Consider the following 18,572-nt stretch of genomic DNA (forward strand, 5'->3'; position numbering starts at 1 on the left):
ACTTAACTCATTGAATCTCAAGGAGTTTTCCGTTTCGACTGCGCCGGAAGTGGGGCGAATTATAGACTTCCAGAATCTGCCGTCAACCCTTAATTTCGCTTTTCTATCAATAAGTTGCGCAGCACCGGTAAACCCTGTCGCTTTTGCCCTTTTACACGCTCCTTTATATAGAAGAGAAGACTCACAGCACCCCAGCCTCTCTGAACGCCATGACCTCAGCTTCGTCCAACCCCAACACTCGCTGCAGCACCTCCAACGTATGCTCCCCTAATAAAGGAGGCGCATGGCGATATTCCACCGGCGTCTCGGACAGTCGAATCGGACTGGCCACCTGCGGCACTTTACCGGCCAGCAGGTGAGGCAGCTCCATCGCCAACCCACGTGCCTGTACCTGAGGATCGGCAAACACCTGGGCCAAGTCGTTGATAGGCCCACACGGCACACCGGCCTGCTCCAACTGAGTCACCCATTCGGCGGTGGTCTTGAACACCGTCGCCTGGCGAATCAACGGAATCAACACCGCCCGGTTCGCCACCCGCACCTTGTTAGTGGCAAAACGCGGATCATCAGCCCACTGCGGTTGACCGGCAACCTCAGCGAACTTTCGGAACTGGCCGTCATTACCCACCGTCAGGATAAAATCGCCATCAGCCGTAGGAAAATCCTGATAAGGCACGATGTTCGGATGAGCATTACCCAGCCGCTTCGGCGCGCTGCCCGTGGTCAGGTAGTTCATCGCCTGGTTGGCCAGGCAAGCCACTTGAACATCCAGCAGGGCCATATCGATGTGCTGCCCGCCGCCGGCATGATCACGATGGGCCAACGCCGCCAGAATGGCAGCGGTCGAATACAGCCCCGTGAGGATATCCGTCAACGCGACCCCTACCTTCACCGGCCCCGCACCCTCATCGCCTTCAGGGCGACCGGTCAGGCTCATCAAGCCCCCCAATCCCTGGATCATGAAGTCATACCCGGCGCGCTTGGCGTAAGGGCCGGTCTGGCCAAACCCGGTTATCGAGCAATAGATCAATTGCGGATTGATCGCCTTTAGCGAGTCATAATCCAAGCCATACGCCGCCAGGCCGCCCACCTTGAAGTTCTCGATCAGGATGTCGGACTTGGCCGCCAGCTCTCGCACCAGCCGCTGCCCCTCTGGTCGCGTGAAGTCGATGGTCACCGACTGTTTGTTGCGATTGGCTGAAAGATAATAAGCGGCTTCGGTCGTGTTCTCGCCTCGGGCATCCTTCAGGAAGGGCGGCCCCCAGGCACGCGTATCGTCACCATTGCCGGGACGCTCGACCTTGATGACATCAGCCCCCAGGTCCGCCAGGATCTGTCCGGCCCACGGCCCGGCCAATACCCTCGATAAATCCAATACCCGCAGATGCGAAAGCGCGCCCATGACCGTTCTCCTATTAGTAGAACGCCTGGATACCGGTTTGCGCACGCCCCAAAATCAGCGCATGCACATCGTGCGTGCCTTCATAGGTGTTTACGACTTCCAGGTTCACCAGATGACGCGCGATGCCGAACTCATCGGAAATACCGTTGCCGCCCAGCATGTCCCGCGCCATGCGGGCGATATCCAGAGACTTGCCGCAGGAGTTGCGCTTCATGATCGAGGTAATCTCGACCGCCGCCGTGCCCTCGTCTTTCATACGCCCCAGACGCAGACATCCCTGCAGGGCCAGCGTGATTTCAGTCTGCATATCGGCCAGTTTCTTCTGGATCAACTGATTCGCAGCGAGCGGGCGACCAAACTGCTGTCGGTCCAGCGTGTACTGGCGAGCGGTATGCCAGCAGAACTCAGCCGCCCCCAAGGCGCCCCAGGAGATGCCGTAGCGCGCCGAGTTCAGGCAAGTAAAGGGGCCCTTCAGGCCACGGACATCCGGGAAGATGTTCTCTTCCGGAACGAATACGTTATCCATGACGATTTCGCCAGTGATCGAGGCGCGCAGCCCGACCTTGCCATGGATGGCCGGCGCACTCAGCCCCTTCCAGCCTTTTTCGAGAACGAAGCCGCGGATGTCACCGGCGTCGTCCTTGCCCCAGACGACAAATACGTCAGCGATCGGGCTGTTGGTGATCCACATCTTGCTGCCCGTCAGGCTGTAGCCGCCTTCCACTTTGCGCGCACGAGTGATCATCGCACCCGGGTCGGAACCATGGTTCGGCTCAGTCAGACCAAAGCAGCCGATCCACTCACCCGACGCCAGCTTCGGCAAATACTTCTGTTTCTGCGCCTCAGTCCCGAATTCGTTGATCGGCACCATGACCAGCGAGGATTGCACGCTCATCATCGAGCGGTAACCGGAATCGACCCGCTCTACTTCACGAGCGATCAGGCCATAGCTGACGTAGTTCAACCCACTGCCGCCGTACTGTTCAGGAATGGTAGCCCCCAGCAGGCCGACTTCACCCATCTCGCGGAAAATCGCCGGGTCGGTTTTTTCATGACGGAACGCTTCCAGCACTCGTGGTGCGAGCTTCTGCTGGGCGAACTGCTCGGCAGTGTCGCGGATCATGCGTTCTTCTTCGGTGAGCTGCTGATCCAGCAACAACGGATCGATCCAGTTGAAGCTCGCTTTACCGGCCATGAAAGAGTCCTCGCCAATTGAATGAAAATCGTGGATTGATCCTAGGCGCGGTTTCCTACAAGGGCAAACGAGGATTACGCACTAACCTGTGCTAATTTCTCACTCCGTAAACGCTAAGAACCCCGTTTATATAGGTCTTGAGTGAGGCTTACGTACATGCGCCGTAAAATCCCCAGTACCGCCGCCCTGGTCAGTTTCGAGGCTGCCGCGCGCCATGAAAGCTTCACCAAGGCAGCGCAGGAGCTTTCTCTCACCCAAGGCGCTATCTGCCGACAGATCGCCAGCCTGGAGGACTTCCTCAGCGTGGAGCTTTTCCGACGCTCGCGCCGCGGCGTCAAACTGACCGAAGCCGGTCTTTCCTACAGCCGACGCGTTGCCACCCAACTGGATGCCGTCGAGCGCGACACACTTTCAGTGATGGGGCACACCGGCGCGAACGTGATCGAGCTGGCCGTGGTGCCGACCTTCGGCACCCAATGGTTGCTGCCACGCCTCAAGGACTTCCAGCAGCAGCATCCGGAAGTCACCGTCAACCTGACCAACCGCACGCGTCCCTTTCTCTTTGCCGATACGGAGTTTGACGCCGCCATCTATTTTGGCGATGCAGACTGGTCCGGTACCGAATCCCACAAGCTGATGGGCGAAAACCCGATGCCGGTATGCAGCCCCGCCTTGCTAGACGGTCGCAAGGGCTTGACCGCAGAGGAGATTGCCGATCTGCCCTTGCTGCAGCAGACCACTCGTCCATATGCGTGGCGCCAGTGGTTCAACGCCCAGAACCTGAATATCGCACGAGACCTGACAGGACCGCGTTATGAACTATTCTCCATGCTCGCCCAAGCGGCTATGCACGACATGGGTATCGCGCTGATTCCGCCCTTTTTGATTCAACGCGAACTGGCAGAGAAACGACTGGTCGTGGCCAACCGTAACGCGCTGTTAAGCATCAAGGCCTACTACCTGATGATTCCGGAGCGAAAAGTCGAATCCGCCTCCCTTCGAGCTTTTCGTGACTGGCTCGTGAAACAAGCAAATAATTATCTTATTGATTAATAAGGAAAAATCAAAAATAGACTCAGGTAGTAAACCAACAGAAGTCGCTACAGATATAAGTTTATGTCGCATTCAGTCAATCTGTTATCCAGCCCGTGCAGTAGTCTCCAAAGCGTCTAAATACATGGCTTCGAGCCATATCACCCAACACATCAGCGCTTATTCATCTGGCCGATGGGGAAAATTGTCAATTTGAACCTGAATCCTTGGAAAGCACGGCCCACAAGGGCTGCCGATCGATAATCGCGACATTCGGTCACAGGGTGACTTGTAGTTAATTTTCCGTCACCTGTCATAATCTCTTGAAGGGCTGAATTTTCGCCTGCAAAATGCCGCGCCCCGCCTGGTTTGGCGGGACCGTGCTGATCGGCCGCCCCAGCCGCACCATCCGAAGTGCCTGGGTTTACTCAATAAGATCACGCAGGAGATTTGACGTGCACATTGGTGTTCCCCTCGAAACCCAAACGGGTGAAACACGGGTTGCTGCTACCCCGGAAACCATCAAGAAGTTGATCGGCCAAGGCCATAAAGTCACTGTTCAAAGCGGCGCCGGTATCAAGGCCAGCGTTATCGACAGTGCCTATGAGGCAGCGGGCGCAACCATTGGCAGCGCCAGTGATGCATTCGGGGCCGAGCTGATCCTCAAGGTGGTGGCGCCCAGCGACAGCGAACTGACGCTGATCAAGAGCGGCACCGTTCTGGTGGGCATGCTCAATCCGTTCAACAACGAAACCATCGCCAAGCTGGCCGAGTGCGGCATTACCGCTTTCGCCCTTGAGGCCGCGCCACGTACTTCCCGAGCCCAGAGCCTGGATGTGCTGTCGTCTCAAGCGAACATCGCCGGTTACAAAGCCGTGTTGCTGGCCGCCCATTACTATCCGCGCTTCATGCCGATGCTGATGACTGCCGCGGGCACCGTGAAAGCGGCGCGCGTGCTGATTCTCGGCGCGGGCGTCGCCGGATTGCAGGCGATCGCCACGGCCAAGCGCCTGGGCGCGGTGATCGAGGCTTCGGATGTGCGCCCGGCGGTCAAGGAGCAAATCGAGTCCCTCGGCGCGAAGTTCGTCGATGTGCCTTACGAGACCGACGAAGAGCGTGAGTGCGCCGTCGGCGTCGGCGGTTATGCCCGGCCGATGCCGGCCAGCTGGATGCAGCGCCAGGCCCAAGCCGTGCACGAGCGCGCCAAACAGGCTGACATCGTCATCACCACCGCATTGATTCCGGGCCGCAAGGCACCGACGTTGCTGAGTGCCGAAACCGTCGCGCAGATGAAACCCGGCTCGGTGGTCATCGACCTCGCGGCAGCCCAGGGTGGTAACTGCCCGCTGACCGTGGCCGATCAGGTCGTGATCGAGAATGGTGTGACCATTTGCGGCCCGACCAACCTGGCCGGTGAAGTCGCGGCGGACGCTTCGGCGCTGTATGCCCGTAACCTGCTGGACTTCCTGAAGCTGGTCTTCACCAAGGAAGGTCAGTTCGACGTGAACCTGGAAGACGACATCGTCGCCGCGTGCCTGATGTGCCGCGACGGCCAAGTCATCCGCAAAAACGCCTAAGCAGGGATTCAGACAATGGAAGAGCTTATCTCCCCCGGTATCTACAACCTGATCATCTTCGTGCTGGCGATTTATGTCGGTTACCACGTGGTCTGGAACGTAACGCCCGCGCTGCACACACCGTTGATGGCGGTGACCAACGCCATTTCGGCGATCGTGATCGTCGGCGCCATGCTCGCCGCCGCGCTGACCGTGACTCCTTTGGGCAAGACCATGGGCACCCTCGCCGTGGCCCTGGCCGCGGTGAACGTCTTCGGTGGCTTCCTCGTGACGCGCCGCATGCTCGAGATGTTCAAGAAAAAAGCCCCGAAAGCCGTAAAAGAAGAGGCGCCCAAGTAATGAGCATGAACCTGGTAACGACGCTTTACCTGATCGCGTCGATCTGCTTCATCCAGGCCCTCAAAGGCCTGTCGCACCCCACCACCTCCCGCCGAGGCAACCTGTTCGGCATGCTCGGCATGGCATTGGCGGTGCTCACTACCGTAGGCCTCATTTATAAGCTCGGCGCTGAGCTGGCTACCGCCGGTATCGGCTACGTCATCGTCGGCCTGCTGGTTGGCGGTACCGCCGGCTCGATCATGGCCAAGCGCGTCGAAATGACCAAGATGCCGGAGCTGGTGGCGTTCATGCACAGCATGATCGGCCTGGCGGCGGTGTTCATTGCCATCGCGGCTGTCGTCGAGCCGCAATCCCTGGGCATCGTCAAGCAACTGGGGGATTCGATTCCGACCGGCAACCGTCTGGAGCTGTTCCTCGGCGCAGCCATTGGTGCAATCACCTTCTCCGGTTCGGTGATCGCGTTCGGCAAGCTTTCGGGCAAGTACAAGTTCCGCCTGTTCCAAGGCGCACCGGTACAGTTTGGTGGCCAGCACAAGCTCAACCTGATCCTGGGTCTGGCGACGCTGGGCCTGGGCCTGACCTTCATGTTCACCGGCAACCTCGGCGCGTTCGCCTTGATGCTGGCCCTGGCCTTTGTCCTGGGCGTGCTGATCATCATCCCGATCGGCGGCGCGGACATGCCGGTGGTGGTGTCGATGCTCAACAGTTATTCCGGTTGGGCCGCAGCGGGCATCGGCTTCTCGCTGAACAACTCGATGCTGATCATTGCCGGTTCTCTGGTGGGCTCGAGCGGTGCGATCCTCTCGTACATCATGTGCAAGGCGATGAACCGTTCGTTTTTCAACGTGCTGCTCGGCGGTTTCGGCAACAGCGCGGATGCGGCTGGCCCGGCCGGTTCGAAAGAAGCCCGCCCGGTGAAATCCGGCTCGGCTGACGACGCCACCTTCCTGCTGACCAACGCCGATACCGTGATCATCGTGCCGGGCTATGGCCTGGCGGTGGCCCGGGCGCAGCACGCGCTGAAAGAACTGACCGAGAAGCTGACCCACCACGGCGTGACCGTCAAATATGCGATCCACCCGGTGGCCGGTCGCATGCCCGGGCACATGAACGTCCTGCTGGCCGAAGCCGAAGTGCCTTACGACCAGGTGTTCGAAATGGAAGACATCAACTCCGAGTTTGGCCAGGCCGACGTGGTGCTGGTGCTGGGCGCCAACGACGTAGTCAACCCGGCGGCGAAGAACGATCCGAAGTCGCCGATTGCCGGCATGCCGATCCTCGAAGCGTTCAAGGCCAAGACCATCATTGTCAACAAACGCTCAATGGCCAGCGGCTATGCGGGCCTGGACAACGAGCTGTTCTATCTCGACAAGACCATGATGGTGTTCGGTGACGCCAAGAAGGTCATCGAAGACATGGTCAAAGCGGTGGAATAACCCTCGCCGCTTTACCCAAGACGCCCCGACCTGTCGGGGCGTTTTGATTTGTATCAAGGCAAAATATTACCGATCCGGTAATGATGTTTTGTCCGAAACGTCCGTAATAGACGCCTGAAATGCGACCTTTGTAGCGGGTCGGGCACAGCGCTAATTCACTAGACTGCGCATCTTGCTTTCCAGCCCGAGATAACCACCTATGTACCGTGATCGCATCCGCTTGCCTTCGTTATTGAATAAAGTGATGAGCGCTGCCGAAGCAGCCTTGTTGATTCAGGACGGCATGACCGTCGGCATGAGCGGCTTTACCCGCGCCGGAGAAGCGAAAGCGGTGCCCCACGCCCTGGCTGAACGCGCCAAGGTCACCCCGCTGAAAATCAGCCTGATGACCGGTGCGAGCCTGGGCAATGACCTCGACAAGGAGCTCACCGAAGCCGGTGTACTGGCGCGCCGCATGCCGTTCCAGGTCGACAGCACGCTGCGCAAGGCGATCAACGCGGGCGAGGTGATGTTCATCGATCAGCATCTCTCGGAAACTGTCGAGCAACTGCGCAACGGCCAGCTCAAGCTGCCCGATATTGCCGTGATCGAAGCCGTGGCCATTACCGAGCAAGGACATATCGTACCCACCACATCGGTGGGTAATTCAGCCAGCTTCGCCATTTTCGCCCGCCAAGTGATCGTCGAGATCAACCTGGCTCACAATCCGAATCTGGAAGGGCTGCACGACATCTATATCCCGACCTATCGCCCCACCCGTACACCCATCCCCCTGGTGAAAGTCGACGACCGTATTGGCAGCCCCGCCATTGTGATCCCGCCGGAAAAAATCGCCGCCATTGTTATTACCAACCAAGGCGACTCGCCTTCGACCGTCGCGTCACCGGACAGCGACACCCAGGCCATTGCCGATCACCTGATCGATTTCTTCAAGCAGGAGGTTTCGGCCGGACGCATGACCAACAAGCTCGGGCCGTTGCAGGCCGGGATCGGCAACATCGCCAATGCCGTGATGTGCGGGCTGATCGATTCCCCGTTCGAAGACCTGACCATGTATTCCGAGGTTTTGCAGGACTCGACATTTGACCTGATCGACGCCGGCAAGCTGAGTTTCGCCTCCGGCAGTTCGATCACGCTGTCGGGTCGACGTAATGCCGATGTGTTTGGAAACCTGGAAAGGTACAAGGACAAGCTGGTCCTGCGCCCACAAGAGATCTCCAACCATCCCGAGGTCGTACGTCGCCTGGGCATCATCGCTATCAACACCGCGCTGGAGTTCGACTTGTACGGCAACGTCAATTCCACCCATGTCTGCGGCACGCGGATGATGAATGGCATCGGCGGCTCAGGGGATTTCGCCCGCAATGCCCACCTGGCGATTTTCGTCACGAAATCGATTGCCAAGGGTGGGGCCATTTCCAGCGTCGTGCCGATGGTCAGCCATGTGGACCATACCGAACATGACGTCGACATCCTGGTGACCGAGATCGGCCTGGCCGACCTGCGGGGCCTGGCACCCAGGGAGCGCGCGCGAGTGATCATCGACAATTGCGTACACCCCAATTACCACAAGGCCTTGAACGAGTATTTCGACGCCGCGTGCGCCTTGGGCGGGCATACCCCGCATATCCTGCGCGATGCACTGAGTTGGCACCTGAACCTCGAAGAAACCGGACGCATGTTGGCCGTCTGATACAGCTGGATCACCGTTATCGCAAATACAGTTTTGGTTGAAGCCCGTCATTCGAGCCAGGACCGACAAAAACTGTACTGCTGTACCGGTGTTTTCTTACAGTCTTTTCCCATGAAACAACGACGAACGCACTAAATTGCACCAATATCGTGCAGACAGGTACAGTTGCCTCAATATCGACCAGTACACCACTCTTTAACAGTTAACTGGTCTCTCACAATACAGGTGAACTGTATCTAGAGAGACTGGCCAAACGAGAGGATCATGGGCACCAGTCAAACCACTACCTAATCCCGCCACAAGCGGAAGGATGTCAACCATGGAACGTACACTCAGTTCCGAGCTGTTTTTCGAAGACAAAGCTGAAAAAAACCAGGCTTCCCTGCCTCTTCGCGTTATCGCCAACCTGATGTTGTGGCAGCGCCGCATCGCCAGCCGTCACCAACTGGCTCGTCTGGATTCGCGCCTGCTGGCTGATGCCGGTATCAGCGAAGCACAACGCTACGAAGAGCTGAGCAAGCCGTTCTGGCGCTAACTCAGCGTCGCTGGCCCTGACCCACCGGGTCCACCGCCAGCACCGAATTGAACAAACAAGACCCGTCGCGGGTAACCGCGACGGGTCTTGTCGTTTCCGGGCCCGATTTGACGAAAGCGCTGGAGACATAACACTTTTAGAAATGTATAAAACACACCAGTACAGTAAGCCGCTCCCCTGCCGTCAATGACTGTCGCAAGGGCTGTCAGCCAACGCGTTCCTGTCCTAATATCGAGCCGAACGTGGCGAAGCGAGTCGAACATGCGTCTCCTCTTCCAGCTACACGCACCGGCATCACCTCATCATTCAAGGAGTTTCATCATGATCCGTCTTCGCCTGCTCAGCGCAGCTGCCCTGCTGGCCGTAGCCGCCCACTCCAACGCCAGCAGCTTCATCGTCACCACCGACTCCATCGTCGGAGCACTCAAGGCCACTTCCGACGCGACCTCCGATGCAACCTCATCCCTGCGTGACAACAAGATCGTTCAAGCCGCCCGTGATGACGCCGCCAGCTTCGTCGCCAGCGAAGGCGCCATCCGTGGTGTGAAACTGGAAAGCGCCCTGGATTACATCCGCCAGCAGGCCCCACAGCTCAACGCCACAGATGCGCAATTGGCCCAGGCCATCCTGGTGATCTGATGCAACATGAAACATCGGGCACCAAATGGTGTTCCGATGTTTCAGTGCTGGCTCTGGCCCGCGGGTTTGCGCTAGCCTTCAAACTCGCCATCAACCGTCGAGTCCCATGCGTTTCTACTCAGATCTGTTCATCGCGTCGTTCTTCATCGTTTCTTGCTGGTCTGTTCCGGCCCATGCCTTCGATGTGTCCACCCAGCAAGTGGTGGTCAGCGGCTATGCCACGAGCATGGTGACCTCTGCGCCCTTCGACCATAAACTGATCGTCGCCGCTCACGATGACGCTGCGGCATTCGTCGCCAGCGACGGGCAACTGCGAGGTGCACAACTGGAATCGGCCCTGGATTACCTGCGCCGGACCCAGCCAAAACTTCACGTCAGCGACCTTGAACTGGCACAGGCAATTCTCGTCCAATAGCTATCCTTATTTTTCCGGAGTCGTTCCATGCGTAGCCCGCTGATTGCTGCCGCCCTAGGCCTGCTGGTGTTGGCCGATGTGGCCCAGGCACATACCCTGGTAGCCACCAGTAACATCATCGTTCGCGCTTCCCAGCGCACGATCGATTTCACTTCCGACACCACCACGTCCATCCGTGATTCGAAAATCGTCCGCGAAGCCCATGACGATGCAGCCAGTTTTGTCGCCAGCAATGGTGAAATTCGTGGCGCTCATCTCGAGGCCGCCTTCGACACCTTGCGCACCCGCGTGCCGGAAGCCCGCGACGCCAGTGACCAGGTTCTCGCCGAAGCCATCCTCGCATTGTGAGGCGGTTCGCCGCCTGGCTGGCGGCCGGGGTCTTGCTGCTCACGGGCAGCATGGCCCAGGCCGGCCTGCAATTGCACCTCAACGTCGAAGGCCTGAGCCCGGCGCAACAGCAGGCCAGCCAGGCGCTGCTCGACGAAGCCATGCAGGCCCTGCCGCCGCGCTTCATCGAGCGGCTGGACCGGCGCATCGATGTCGGCTGGACCAACCAGATGCCCGCCAATGCCTACGGCCAGGCCTCGCTGGTGTCGCAACTGGACCTCAATAGCAACCTGCTCGACAGCCTTGTCGACGGCAGCGCCGCGACACAAAAGACCCATCGCCCCCACGGCACCGTGCGCCGGGAAATGCTCGCCACGGTCCTGCATGAACTGACCCACATCTATGACCGCTCGCGTCTATGGCCAGAGACCGAACGCGCACTGATCCAGCGTTGCACCCGACGCAACAGCAGCGCCGGGTTGATCGGTCTTCCCGATGAATGCCGGGGCCAGAACGACCGCCGTTTCACCCTCAGCGATGATCCTCGCTTGCTGGACCTCGCCGGCTGGCCACAATACGTCGGCCGTCGCGGTGAACGGGAACAGCACAACCGCCAGGTCGCCCGCAGCCCGGATCTCTATGAAACGAGCAGCCCCAAGGAGTTCGTCGCGGTCAACATGGAGTACTTTCTCCTGGACTCCAGCTATGCCTGCCGACGCCCCGCCCTGTATCGCTATTACCAGGAACACTTCGGTTGGGCACCCGCCGCCAAGGACACCTGCGCCCAATCGTTCGCCTTCCTCAACGCCGGAAACGATTTCGCCAAGACACCGCTGGGCAAGGTCGATCCGGAACGGGTCTATGCCATCGATTACCTGCTGGCCGAGGCCAATCAGAACTGGGTGAGTCGCTGGGGCCACAGCATGCTCCGGCTGGTGATCTGCGCGCCGGGCCGCCCACGTGGCCCGGACTGCCGACTGGATCTGGACCAACACCTGGTGTTGTCATACCGCGCATTCGTGGGCGATGTGCAGCTGTCGAGCTGGGACGGGCTGGTCGGCAAATACCCATCGCGCCTGTTCGTATTGCCATTGGCCCAGGTGATCGACGAATACACCAAGACCGAACTGCGCAGCCTGGCATCGGTGCCGCTGAACCTGTCGCGCACCGAGATCGAGGAAACGGTCGAGCACGCCGCCGAAATGCACTGGAGCTACGACGGCAACTATTACTTCCTGTCCAATAACTGCGCCGTGGAGAGCTTGAAGCTGTTGCGCAGCGGCAGCAATAACGAGCAACTCAAGGGCCTGGACAGCATCATGCCCAACGGCCTGCTGGAGGTACTCAAGGGCCGGGGCCTGGCGGATACCAGCGTGCTGGATGATCCCAAGGAAGCCCTGCGGATGGGCTACCGCTTCGACTCATTCCGCGAGCGATACCAGGCGATGTTCGAGGTGCTGAAGAAGTATCTGCCGATCAAGCAGCAAACGGTGGAAGACTGGTTGGCACTCGACGCCGCCGAACGCCGCGTCTGGTTCGAACAGGCCGACCTGCGCACCAGCGCGGCGTTGTTGCTGCTGGAACAGGCCAGTTATCGCCGGCAATTGTTGTTGGCGCAGGATGAAGTCAAACAGCGCTACCTCGGCGCCCGTGAATTGCAGAACGGCGGTATGGAACGGGCCAATGCGACGCTGCAGCAGATCCTCGCCAACAGCGGTTTCCTGAGCCGTCCGGCCGAACTGTTGGGCAGCAGCGGCTACGGCTTGCCGCAACCCAGCGAGTGGCAACGCCTGGAATCGGAAAGCAGCTTACGGCAGAAACAACTGCAAACGCTGACAGGCGACCTGGACAAGGAAGTCCGGGCGCTGCTCGAGCCGAGCCGCGCAGCTGAAATTGCGGCGAGCGAGGCCAATGTGAAAGAAATTGGCGAGCATTTGCGCAAGCTGCACAAGGCCGGGGGCGGGTTGGAGTTGCCTTGACCCTGCAAAAAGCAGCGTCAAGACTGCTCCTGGTGGAATAAAAAAGGGCTCAGAACCCCGTTCTGAACCCTTTTTTGTGGCTGTCAGTTGAATCAAATCAACCGAGACGCGCCTTGCGCACACCATCGGCCAGGGCGGCACACAAGCTCAACACCCCATCAATTGCCTGCTCCGATGTTTCGGCGCTGGCGATATGGTCGATCAGCGCCGAGCCCACCACTACCCCATCGGCCAATCGTGCGATGGCGGCAGCCTGCTCTGGCGTGCGAATGCCAAAACCAATGCTGATGGGCAGATCGGTATGGCGACGCAGTCGCGCCACGGCTTCTTCCACATGCTCCAGCGTCGCGGCACCGGCACCGGTCACGCCCGCCACCGACACGTAGTACACAAAACCCGAACTGCCATTGAGCACCGTCGGCAAACGCACATCGTCGGTGGTCGGCGTCGTCAGGCGGATGAAGTCCAGGCCAGCCGCCTGGGCCGGTTCGCACAGTTCGCTGTTGTGCTCGGGCGGCATGTCCACAACGATCAGGCCATCGACACCGCAATCCAGCGCTTCGCCGATGAAACGTTGCACGCCATAACGGTGGATCGGGTTGAAGTAGCCCATCAGCACCAGCGGCGTATCGGTATTGTCCTTACGGAACTCGCGAACCATCTGCAGGGTTTTCGCCAGGTTCTGCTGGGCGCCCAAGGCACGAATATTCGCCAACTGGATCGCCGGGCCGTCGGCCATCGGGTCGGTGAACGGCATGCCCAACTCGATCACGTCGGCACCGGCCGCCGGCAGCCCCTTGAGAATCGCCAGCGACGTGTCGTAGTTCGGGTCGCCGGCCGTGACGAAAGTGACCAGGGCGGCGCGGTTCTGTTCCTTGAGTTCGGCAAAACGGATTTGCAGGCGGCTCATCAGTGTTTCTCCTGCTGGGACTGTTCCATGTGGTGCATCACGGTTTGCATGTCTTTGTCGCCACGGCCGGACAGGTTGACCACCATCAGGTGATCTTTCGGCAGGTTGGGTGCGCGCTTGAACACTTCCGCCAGGGCATGGGCGCTCTCCAGTGCAGGAATGATCCCTTCCAGGCGACAGCATTTGTGAAAGGCTTCCAGGGCTTCGGCGTCGGTCACCGAGGTGTACTGGACGCGACCGATGTCGTGCAACCAGGCATGTTCCGGGCCGATACCGGGGTAGTCGAGACCTGCGGAAATCGAATGGGCATCGATGATCTGGCCGTCGTCGTCCTGCAACAGGAAGGTGCGGTTGCCGTGCAGTACACCCGGAACGCCACCGTTCAGGCTCGCCGCATGCTTACCGGTCTCGATGCCATAACCGGCGGCTTCGACGCCGATGATCTCGACACTCTTGTCGTCCAGGAACGGGTGGAACAGGCCCATGGCGTTGGAGCCGCCGCCGATGCACGCCACCAGGCTATCCGGCAGGCGACCTTCCTGGGCTTGCAGTTGATCGCGGGTTTCCTTGCCGATCACGGCCTGGAAGTCGCGCACCATGGCCGGATACGGATGCGGGCCAGCCACGGTGCCGATCAGGTAGAACGTGCTGTCGACGTTGGTGACCCAGTCGCGCAGGGCCTCGTTCATCGCGTCCTTCAGCGTGCCGGTACCGGCGACCACCGGGATCACTTCGGCACCCAGCAGCTTCATGCGGAACACGTTGGCCTGCTGGCGTTCGATGTCGGTGGTGCCCATGTAGATCACGCAATCCAGACCGAAACGCGCGGCCACGGTGGCAGTGGCCACGCCGTGCATGCCGGCGCCGGTCTCGGCGATGATGCGTTTTTTGCCCATGCGCCGCGCCAGCAGGATCTGGCCGATGCAGTTGTTGATCTTGTGCGCGCCGGTGTGGTTCAGCTCTTCACGCTTGAGATAGATCTTGGCGCCGCCGCAGTATTCGGTCAGGCGCTCGGCGAAGTAGAGCGGGCTTGGGCGACCGACGTAGTCGCGCTGGAAGTAGGCCAACTCCTCAATGAAGGCCGGATCTTCCTTCGCCACTTCGTATTCACGGGCCAGATCAAGGATCAGCGGCATCAAGGTCTCGGCCACATAGCGGCCGCCGAATGCACCGAACAGGCCGTTGGCGTCGGGGCCGCTGCGCAGGTTGAAAGGGGTCGTAGGCTGGGTCATCGGGCGCTCCAGGCAAATGCGTTGAAAGACGATGAGGTTCACTCTACCCCTGACATCCCCCAGTGAAAACCGATAAGATCGCCACAACCTGTCAGGAAAACTCACAGATAAGATGAGCCACGATCTTCCTCCTCTCAACGCCTTGCGCGCCTTCGAGGCTACCGCCCGCCTGAACAGCGTAAGCCAGGCGGCCGAACAGCTGCATGTCACCCATGGGGCCGTGAGTCGACAGCTGAAGGTGCTGGAAGAGCATTTGGGCGTCAGCTTGTTCATCAAGGACGGGCGCGGCCTGAAACTCACAGATGCCGGCTTGCGCCTGCGGGACGTCAGCGCCGATGCGTTCGAGCGGTTGCGCGGTGTTTGCGCGGAGCTCATGCAAAGCACGGCAGATGCCCCGTTTGTCCTGGGCTGCTCGGGAAGCCTGCTGGCGCGCTGGTTCATTCCCCGCCTGGGCAGGCTCAACGCCGACCTGCCGGATTTGCGCCTGCACCTGTCCGCCGGCGAAGGCGATCTGGACCCCAGGCGACCGGGGCTGGATGCCTTGCTGATATTCGCCGAGCCGCCATGGCCGGCCGACATGCAGGTGTACGAACTGGTGAGCGAGCGGATCGGCCCGGTGATGAGCCCCCACTACGCCGGATTCGCGCGCCTGCAAGCCGCACCGGCCAGCGCGCTGCTGAACGAGCCGTTACTGCACACCACGTCCCGCCCCCAGGCCTGGCCGACCTGGGCACGACAAAACGCCCTCGAACCCCAGGCACTGAAGTTCGGGCAAGGATTCGAGCATTTGTATTATTTGCTGGAGGCCGCCGTAGCGGGGTTAGGCGTGGCGATCGCGCCCCAGCCGCTGGTGGCCGAGGACGTACGCGCCGGTCGCCTGGTCGCGCCATGGGGCTTCGATGAAACCGCTGCGCGACTGGCGTTGTGGCTGCCCAAGCGCGCCGCAGACGGGCGCGCCAGGCAATTGGCCCAGTGGCTCAGGCATGAGCTGAGCCTACCGACTCAGTCACCGCGCTTGCACAGCAGGTAAGCGGCCAGCAGACCCAGCGCACCGACTGCGACACCGGCCGTGGTCCATGGATGTTCCTGCGCGTAGTCGCGTGTGGCGATCCCGGTTTCACGGGTTTTCACCTTGACCTCTTCATAGGCATCGCTGAGCAGATGACGAGAATGTTTCAGCGCGTTCTCGGCATTGGCCTTGAGCGACTTGAGGGTCTTACGCGACTCGTCCGAAGCGTCGTCCTTCAGGCTTTCCAACGACTTGAGCAGACTCTCGATCTCCGCTTCCATGCTTTGCAACGAGGCTTTGCGTAACGAATTGCTGGCCATGGTGGCTCTCTCCTGCAGTGGTTGAGTGGCGTGTGTGAATTGGGACTCCAGTCGTTTCTGAAAGTGCAGTAAATCTGAACTTCAGCGCGCGAACGACGACACACGTAAGGCGAAAAATCGCTGCTAGGCTGTTAAACACAACCAAGGAGAATCCCCATGAGTGATCATCACACTTACAAGAAAGTCGAGCTGGTCGGCTCCTCTCCCACCAGCATTGAAGACGCCATCAACAATGCCCTGGCCGAGGCCAGCAAAAGCCTCAAGCACCTGGAATGGTTCGAAGTCACGGAAACCCGCGGCCACATCGAAAATGGCCGGGCCGCGCACTTTCAAGTGACCATCAAAGTCGGGTTCCGGATAGCCAATAGCTGAGGTTCTTTTGAACTTGCACGCTGGCGGAGTGCCATAGGGAGTGGCGATGCGCTATGGTTTGCGCATTACGTTTTTCCAATACCTGCCCTATTTGATCCGACCAAGGAGTGCGAGCGATGAAAAAGTTGATGGTGGCCCTGGGTTTGCTGAGCCTTACCGGTGGTGCGTTTGCGGCCGGTAAGCCCTGCGAAGAGCTGAAAAGCGAGATCGCAGCGAAGCTGGACGCCAAGGGCGTGTCAGGTTATTCGCTGGAAATCGTCGATAAAGGCACAGCGACTGACGGAAAAGTCGTCGGCAAATGTGAGGGCGGCGCGAAAGAAATCATCTATAAAAAATGATTCTTTTCGAACATCAAAGCCGACGCATTGCGTCGGCTTTTTCATGGGCGTCATTCAGCCTTTCATGACCTGCGCCAGCAACTTGTAGGAGTGCAAGCGATCGGCATGTTCATACAGGTCACTGGTGAAAATCAGCTCATCGGCCTGGGTTTGCTCGATCAATACTTGCAGCTTGGCGCGAATCTTCTGCGGACCGCCGACCATGGCCAGGCCCAGGAAATCGCCAACCGCCTCTTTCTCATGGGGCAACCACAGACCGTTCATGGTTTCCACCGGCGGACGCTGCACCAGGCTCTGGCCACGCATCAGCGCCAGGATCCGCTGGTACACCGACGTTGCCAGGTAATCGGCCTGTTCATCGGTATCCGCCGCGACCAGCGGTACACCGAGCATCACATAAGGCTTGTCGAGCACCGCCGACGGTTTGAAGTGGTTACGGTAGATGCGAATCGCCTCGTGCATGAAGCGTGGTGCGAAATGGGAGGCGAATGCGTAGGGCAAACCGCGCTCACCGGCCAATTGCGCACTGAACAGGCTCGAACCCAGCAGCCATACCGGCACGTTGGTCCCGGTGCCGGGCATGGCGATGATGCGTTGATCCGGGGTACGCGGGCCGAGATAGCGCATCAGTTCGGCCACGTCCTCGGGGAAATCGTCCGCACTGCCGGAACGCTCGCGACGCAACGCCCGCGCGGTCATCTGGTCGGAACCTGGCGCACGTCCCAGGCCCAAATCGATACGACCCGGGTAGAGACTTTCCAGCGTGCCGAACTGTTCGGCAATGATCAACGGCGCGTGATTGGGCAGCATGACGCCGCCGGAGCCGACGCGAATGGTCGAAGTGCCCCCCGCCAGATAGCCCAGCAGCACTGCCGTCGCCGAACTGGCGATACCGTCCATGTTGTGGTGTTCGGCCACCCAGAAGCGGGTGTAGCCGTATTTTTCCACGTGCTGCGCCAGGTCCAGCGAGTTGCGCAGGGACTGGGCGGCATTGCCATCGGCGCGGACAGGCACCAGGTCGAGGGTTGAGAATTTCACGTCGGACAGCTGTTTCATGGGCCGGGATCTCCAACGGCGTTCCGGGCTTTTCCTATGGGCAAAAGCCTGCCGTTTCTATAGGTGTGTTCCATGCAATGTGGGCATATACCCGAGTTTCAATAGCAGAGACGAAATTTCCTACTAAATTCGTCGGCTAATCGACAGGGTGAACTTTTACGGGCGGTCTATCCTCACAACCCAGACAGTTAAAAAACACCCAGGCGCGGCTTTCGCGCCGAATCTTCAGGAGGCAGACATGGCTATCATCAAGAAAGCATCGGCTCATTGGGAAGGTGACCTGAAAACCGGCATCGGCTCCATCTCCACGGAAACCGGTGTGTTGCGCGAAGCGCCCTATGGCTTCAAGGCACGATTCGAAGGCGGCAAGGGTACCAACCCCGAGGAGTTGATCGGCGCGGCCCATGCCGGCTGCTTTTCCATGGCCTTTTCGATGATCCTCGGCGATGCCGGGCTCAAGGCCGACAGCATCGACACCAACGCCGAAGTGACCCTGGACCAGGTCGAGGGCGGTTTTGCGATCACAGCGGTCAAGCTGGTGCTCAAGGCGAAAATCCCCGGTGCCAGCCAGGCGCAATTCGATGAACTGAGCAAGAAGGCCAAGGAAGGGTGCCCGGTTTCCAAGGTGCTGAACGCCAACATCACCCTGGATGCGACGCTGGTGAGCTGACGCATGAAAGGATCGCAGCCTTTGCCGACGCTGGCGAAGGCTGCGATTTATTGAATGCGGTCGAGCTGTTTACCCCGGCGCAATTATGGTCGAATG

20 protein-coding genes are annotated in these 18,572 nt (G+C 59.6%); 14 read left to right on the plus strand and 6 right to left on the minus strand.

The window, feature by feature from the left end; genetic code table 11:
- Window positions 1–181: 181 nt before the first annotated feature.
- Together BLQ55_RS26480 and BLQ55_RS26485 are read right to left on the minus strand one after the other, a co-directional pair.
- Window positions 182–1,402: a CaiB/BaiF CoA transferase family protein gene (locus tag BLQ55_RS26480; RefSeq protein ID WP_092204907.1), complete on the minus strand. Its 1,221-nt coding sequence runs from the start codon at window positions 1,400–1,402 to the stop codon at window positions 182–184.
- Window positions 1,403–1,415: 13 nt separating this feature from the next.
- A complete protein-coding gene (locus BLQ55_RS26485; protein WP_014335919.1) occupies window positions 1,416–2,597 on the minus strand; it encodes an acyl-CoA dehydrogenase in 1,182 nt (393 codons plus the stop codon).
- 156 nt (window positions 2,598–2,753) lie between these two features.
- Between BLQ55_RS26485 and BLQ55_RS26490 the strand changes: the two genes are divergently transcribed.
- The 10 genes from BLQ55_RS26490 (at window position 2,754) to BLQ55_RS26535 (ending at window position 12,569) form a co-directional block, all read left to right on the plus strand.
- Window positions 2,754–3,650 carry a LysR family transcriptional regulator gene (locus BLQ55_RS26490; protein WP_092258284.1) on the plus strand — a complete coding sequence of 299 codons (897 nt, stop codon included), beginning with the start codon at window positions 2,754–2,756 and terminating at the stop codon, window positions 3,648–3,650.
- A gap of 434 nt (window positions 3,651–4,084) precedes the next feature.
- The gene (locus tag BLQ55_RS26495; protein ID WP_060739788.1) at window positions 4,085–5,206 is read left to right on the plus strand and encodes a Re/Si-specific NAD(P)(+) transhydrogenase subunit alpha; all 1,122 of its coding nucleotides are present in this window, start codon (window positions 4,085–4,087) and stop codon (window positions 5,204–5,206) included.
- 15 nt (window positions 5,207–5,221) lie between these two features.
- Window positions 5,222–5,545: an NAD(P) transhydrogenase subunit alpha part 2 gene (locus tag BLQ55_RS26500; RefSeq protein WP_003187010.1), complete on the plus strand. Its 324-nt coding sequence runs from the start codon at window positions 5,222–5,224 to the stop codon at window positions 5,543–5,545.
- On the plus strand, window positions 5,545–6,981 hold the full coding sequence (locus BLQ55_RS26505) for an NAD(P)(+) transhydrogenase (Re/Si-specific) subunit beta (RefSeq protein ID WP_092204904.1): 1,437 nt from the start codon (window positions 5,545–5,547) through the stop codon (window positions 6,979–6,981). Before BLQ55_RS26500 ends, BLQ55_RS26505 begins: the two co-directional genes overlap by 1 nt.
- Window positions 6,982–7,180: 199 nt before the next feature.
- The gene (locus BLQ55_RS26510) at window positions 7,181–8,674 is read left to right on the plus strand and encodes an acetyl-CoA hydrolase/transferase family protein (RefSeq protein ID WP_092258287.1); all 1,494 of its coding nucleotides are present in this window, start codon (window positions 7,181–7,183) and stop codon (window positions 8,672–8,674) included.
- A gap of 319 nt (window positions 8,675–8,993) precedes the next feature.
- On the plus strand, window positions 8,994–9,209 hold the full coding sequence (locus BLQ55_RS26515) for a DUF1127 domain-containing protein (protein WP_003187014.1): 216 nt from the start codon (window positions 8,994–8,996) through the stop codon (window positions 9,207–9,209).
- Window positions 9,210–9,530: 321 nt separating this feature from the next.
- Entirely contained in the window at window positions 9,531–9,848 is a 318-nt protein-coding gene (locus tag BLQ55_RS26520; RefSeq protein ID WP_092204902.1) for a DUF2388 domain-containing protein, read from the plus strand.
- Window positions 9,849–9,954: 106 nt separating this feature from the next.
- Complete coding sequence (locus BLQ55_RS26525) at window positions 9,955–10,263, plus strand: DUF2388 domain-containing protein (protein WP_092204901.1); 309 nt, start codon at window positions 9,955–9,957, stop codon at window positions 10,261–10,263.
- Between the two features lie 27 nt (window positions 10,264–10,290).
- Window positions 10,291–10,611 (plus strand): DUF2388 domain-containing protein, encoded by a 321-nt coding sequence (locus BLQ55_RS26530; protein WP_003187020.1) that lies wholly within the window; start codon window positions 10,291–10,293, stop codon window positions 10,609–10,611.
- Window positions 10,608–12,569, plus strand: a complete 1,962-nt coding sequence (locus BLQ55_RS26535) for a DUF7844 domain-containing protein (protein WP_092258290.1) — start codon at window positions 10,608–10,610, stop codon at window positions 12,567–12,569. Before BLQ55_RS26530 ends, BLQ55_RS26535 begins: the two co-directional genes overlap by 4 nt.
- A 97-nt stretch (window positions 12,570–12,666) precedes the next feature.
- On the opposite strand, the gene trpA is transcribed toward BLQ55_RS26535, so the two are convergent.
- Both trpA and trpB read right to left on the minus strand, forming a co-directional pair.
- The gene (gene trpA / locus BLQ55_RS26540; protein WP_092258292.1) at window positions 12,667–13,479 is read right to left on the minus strand and encodes a tryptophan synthase subunit alpha; all 813 of its coding nucleotides are present in this window, start codon (window positions 13,477–13,479) and stop codon (window positions 12,667–12,669) included.
- Window positions 13,479–14,711 carry a tryptophan synthase subunit beta gene (gene trpB, locus BLQ55_RS26545; protein ID WP_053127073.1) on the minus strand — a complete coding sequence of 411 codons (1,233 nt, stop codon included), beginning with the start codon at window positions 14,709–14,711 and terminating at the stop codon, window positions 13,479–13,481. The genes trpA and trpB overlap by 1 nt, the downstream gene beginning before the upstream one ends.
- Window positions 14,712–14,823: 112 nt before the next feature.
- Here trpB and BLQ55_RS26550 point away from each other — a divergent pair, with 112 nt between their 5' ends.
- Window positions 14,824–15,741, plus strand: coding sequence for a LysR family transcriptional regulator (locus BLQ55_RS26550; RefSeq protein WP_092258295.1), 918 nt, complete (start codon window positions 14,824–14,826; stop codon window positions 15,739–15,741).
- Here BLQ55_RS26550 and BLQ55_RS26555 read toward each other — a convergent pair.
- Complete coding sequence (locus tag BLQ55_RS26555) at window positions 15,714–16,040, minus strand: ElaB/YgaM/YqjD family protein (protein ID WP_003196426.1); 327 nt, start codon at window positions 16,038–16,040, stop codon at window positions 15,714–15,716. The two genes, BLQ55_RS26550 and BLQ55_RS26555, sit on opposite strands and share 28 nt — an antisense overlap.
- 156 nt (window positions 16,041–16,196) lie before the next feature.
- Here BLQ55_RS26555 and BLQ55_RS26560 point away from each other — a divergent pair, with 156 nt between their 5' ends.
- Window positions 16,197–16,412 (plus strand): dodecin, encoded by a 216-nt coding sequence (locus BLQ55_RS26560; RefSeq protein ID WP_003177209.1) that lies wholly within the window; start codon window positions 16,197–16,199, stop codon window positions 16,410–16,412.
- Window positions 16,413–16,528: 116 nt separating this feature from the next.
- A complete protein-coding gene (locus tag BLQ55_RS26565) occupies window positions 16,529–16,750 on the plus strand; it encodes a DUF1161 domain-containing protein (protein WP_092258298.1) in 222 nt (73 codons plus the stop codon).
- 54 nt (window positions 16,751–16,804) lie between these two features.
- On the opposite strand, the gene BLQ55_RS26570 is transcribed toward BLQ55_RS26565, so the two are convergent.
- Complete coding sequence (locus BLQ55_RS26570; protein WP_092258301.1) at window positions 16,805–17,806, minus strand: LLM class flavin-dependent oxidoreductase; 1,002 nt, start codon at window positions 17,804–17,806, stop codon at window positions 16,805–16,807.
- 238 nt (window positions 17,807–18,044) lie between these two features.
- Here BLQ55_RS26570 and BLQ55_RS26575 point away from each other — a divergent pair, with 238 nt between their 5' ends.
- Complete coding sequence (locus BLQ55_RS26575) at window positions 18,045–18,476, plus strand: OsmC family protein (RefSeq protein ID WP_060739797.1); 432 nt, start codon at window positions 18,045–18,047, stop codon at window positions 18,474–18,476.
- Window positions 18,477–18,572 lie beyond the last annotated feature (96 nt).

The organism is Pseudomonas sp. NFACC13-1 (assembly GCF_900104425.1).
Lineage (GTDB): Bacteria > Pseudomonadota > Gammaproteobacteria > Pseudomonadales > Pseudomonadaceae > Aquipseudomonas > Aquipseudomonas fluorescens_AA.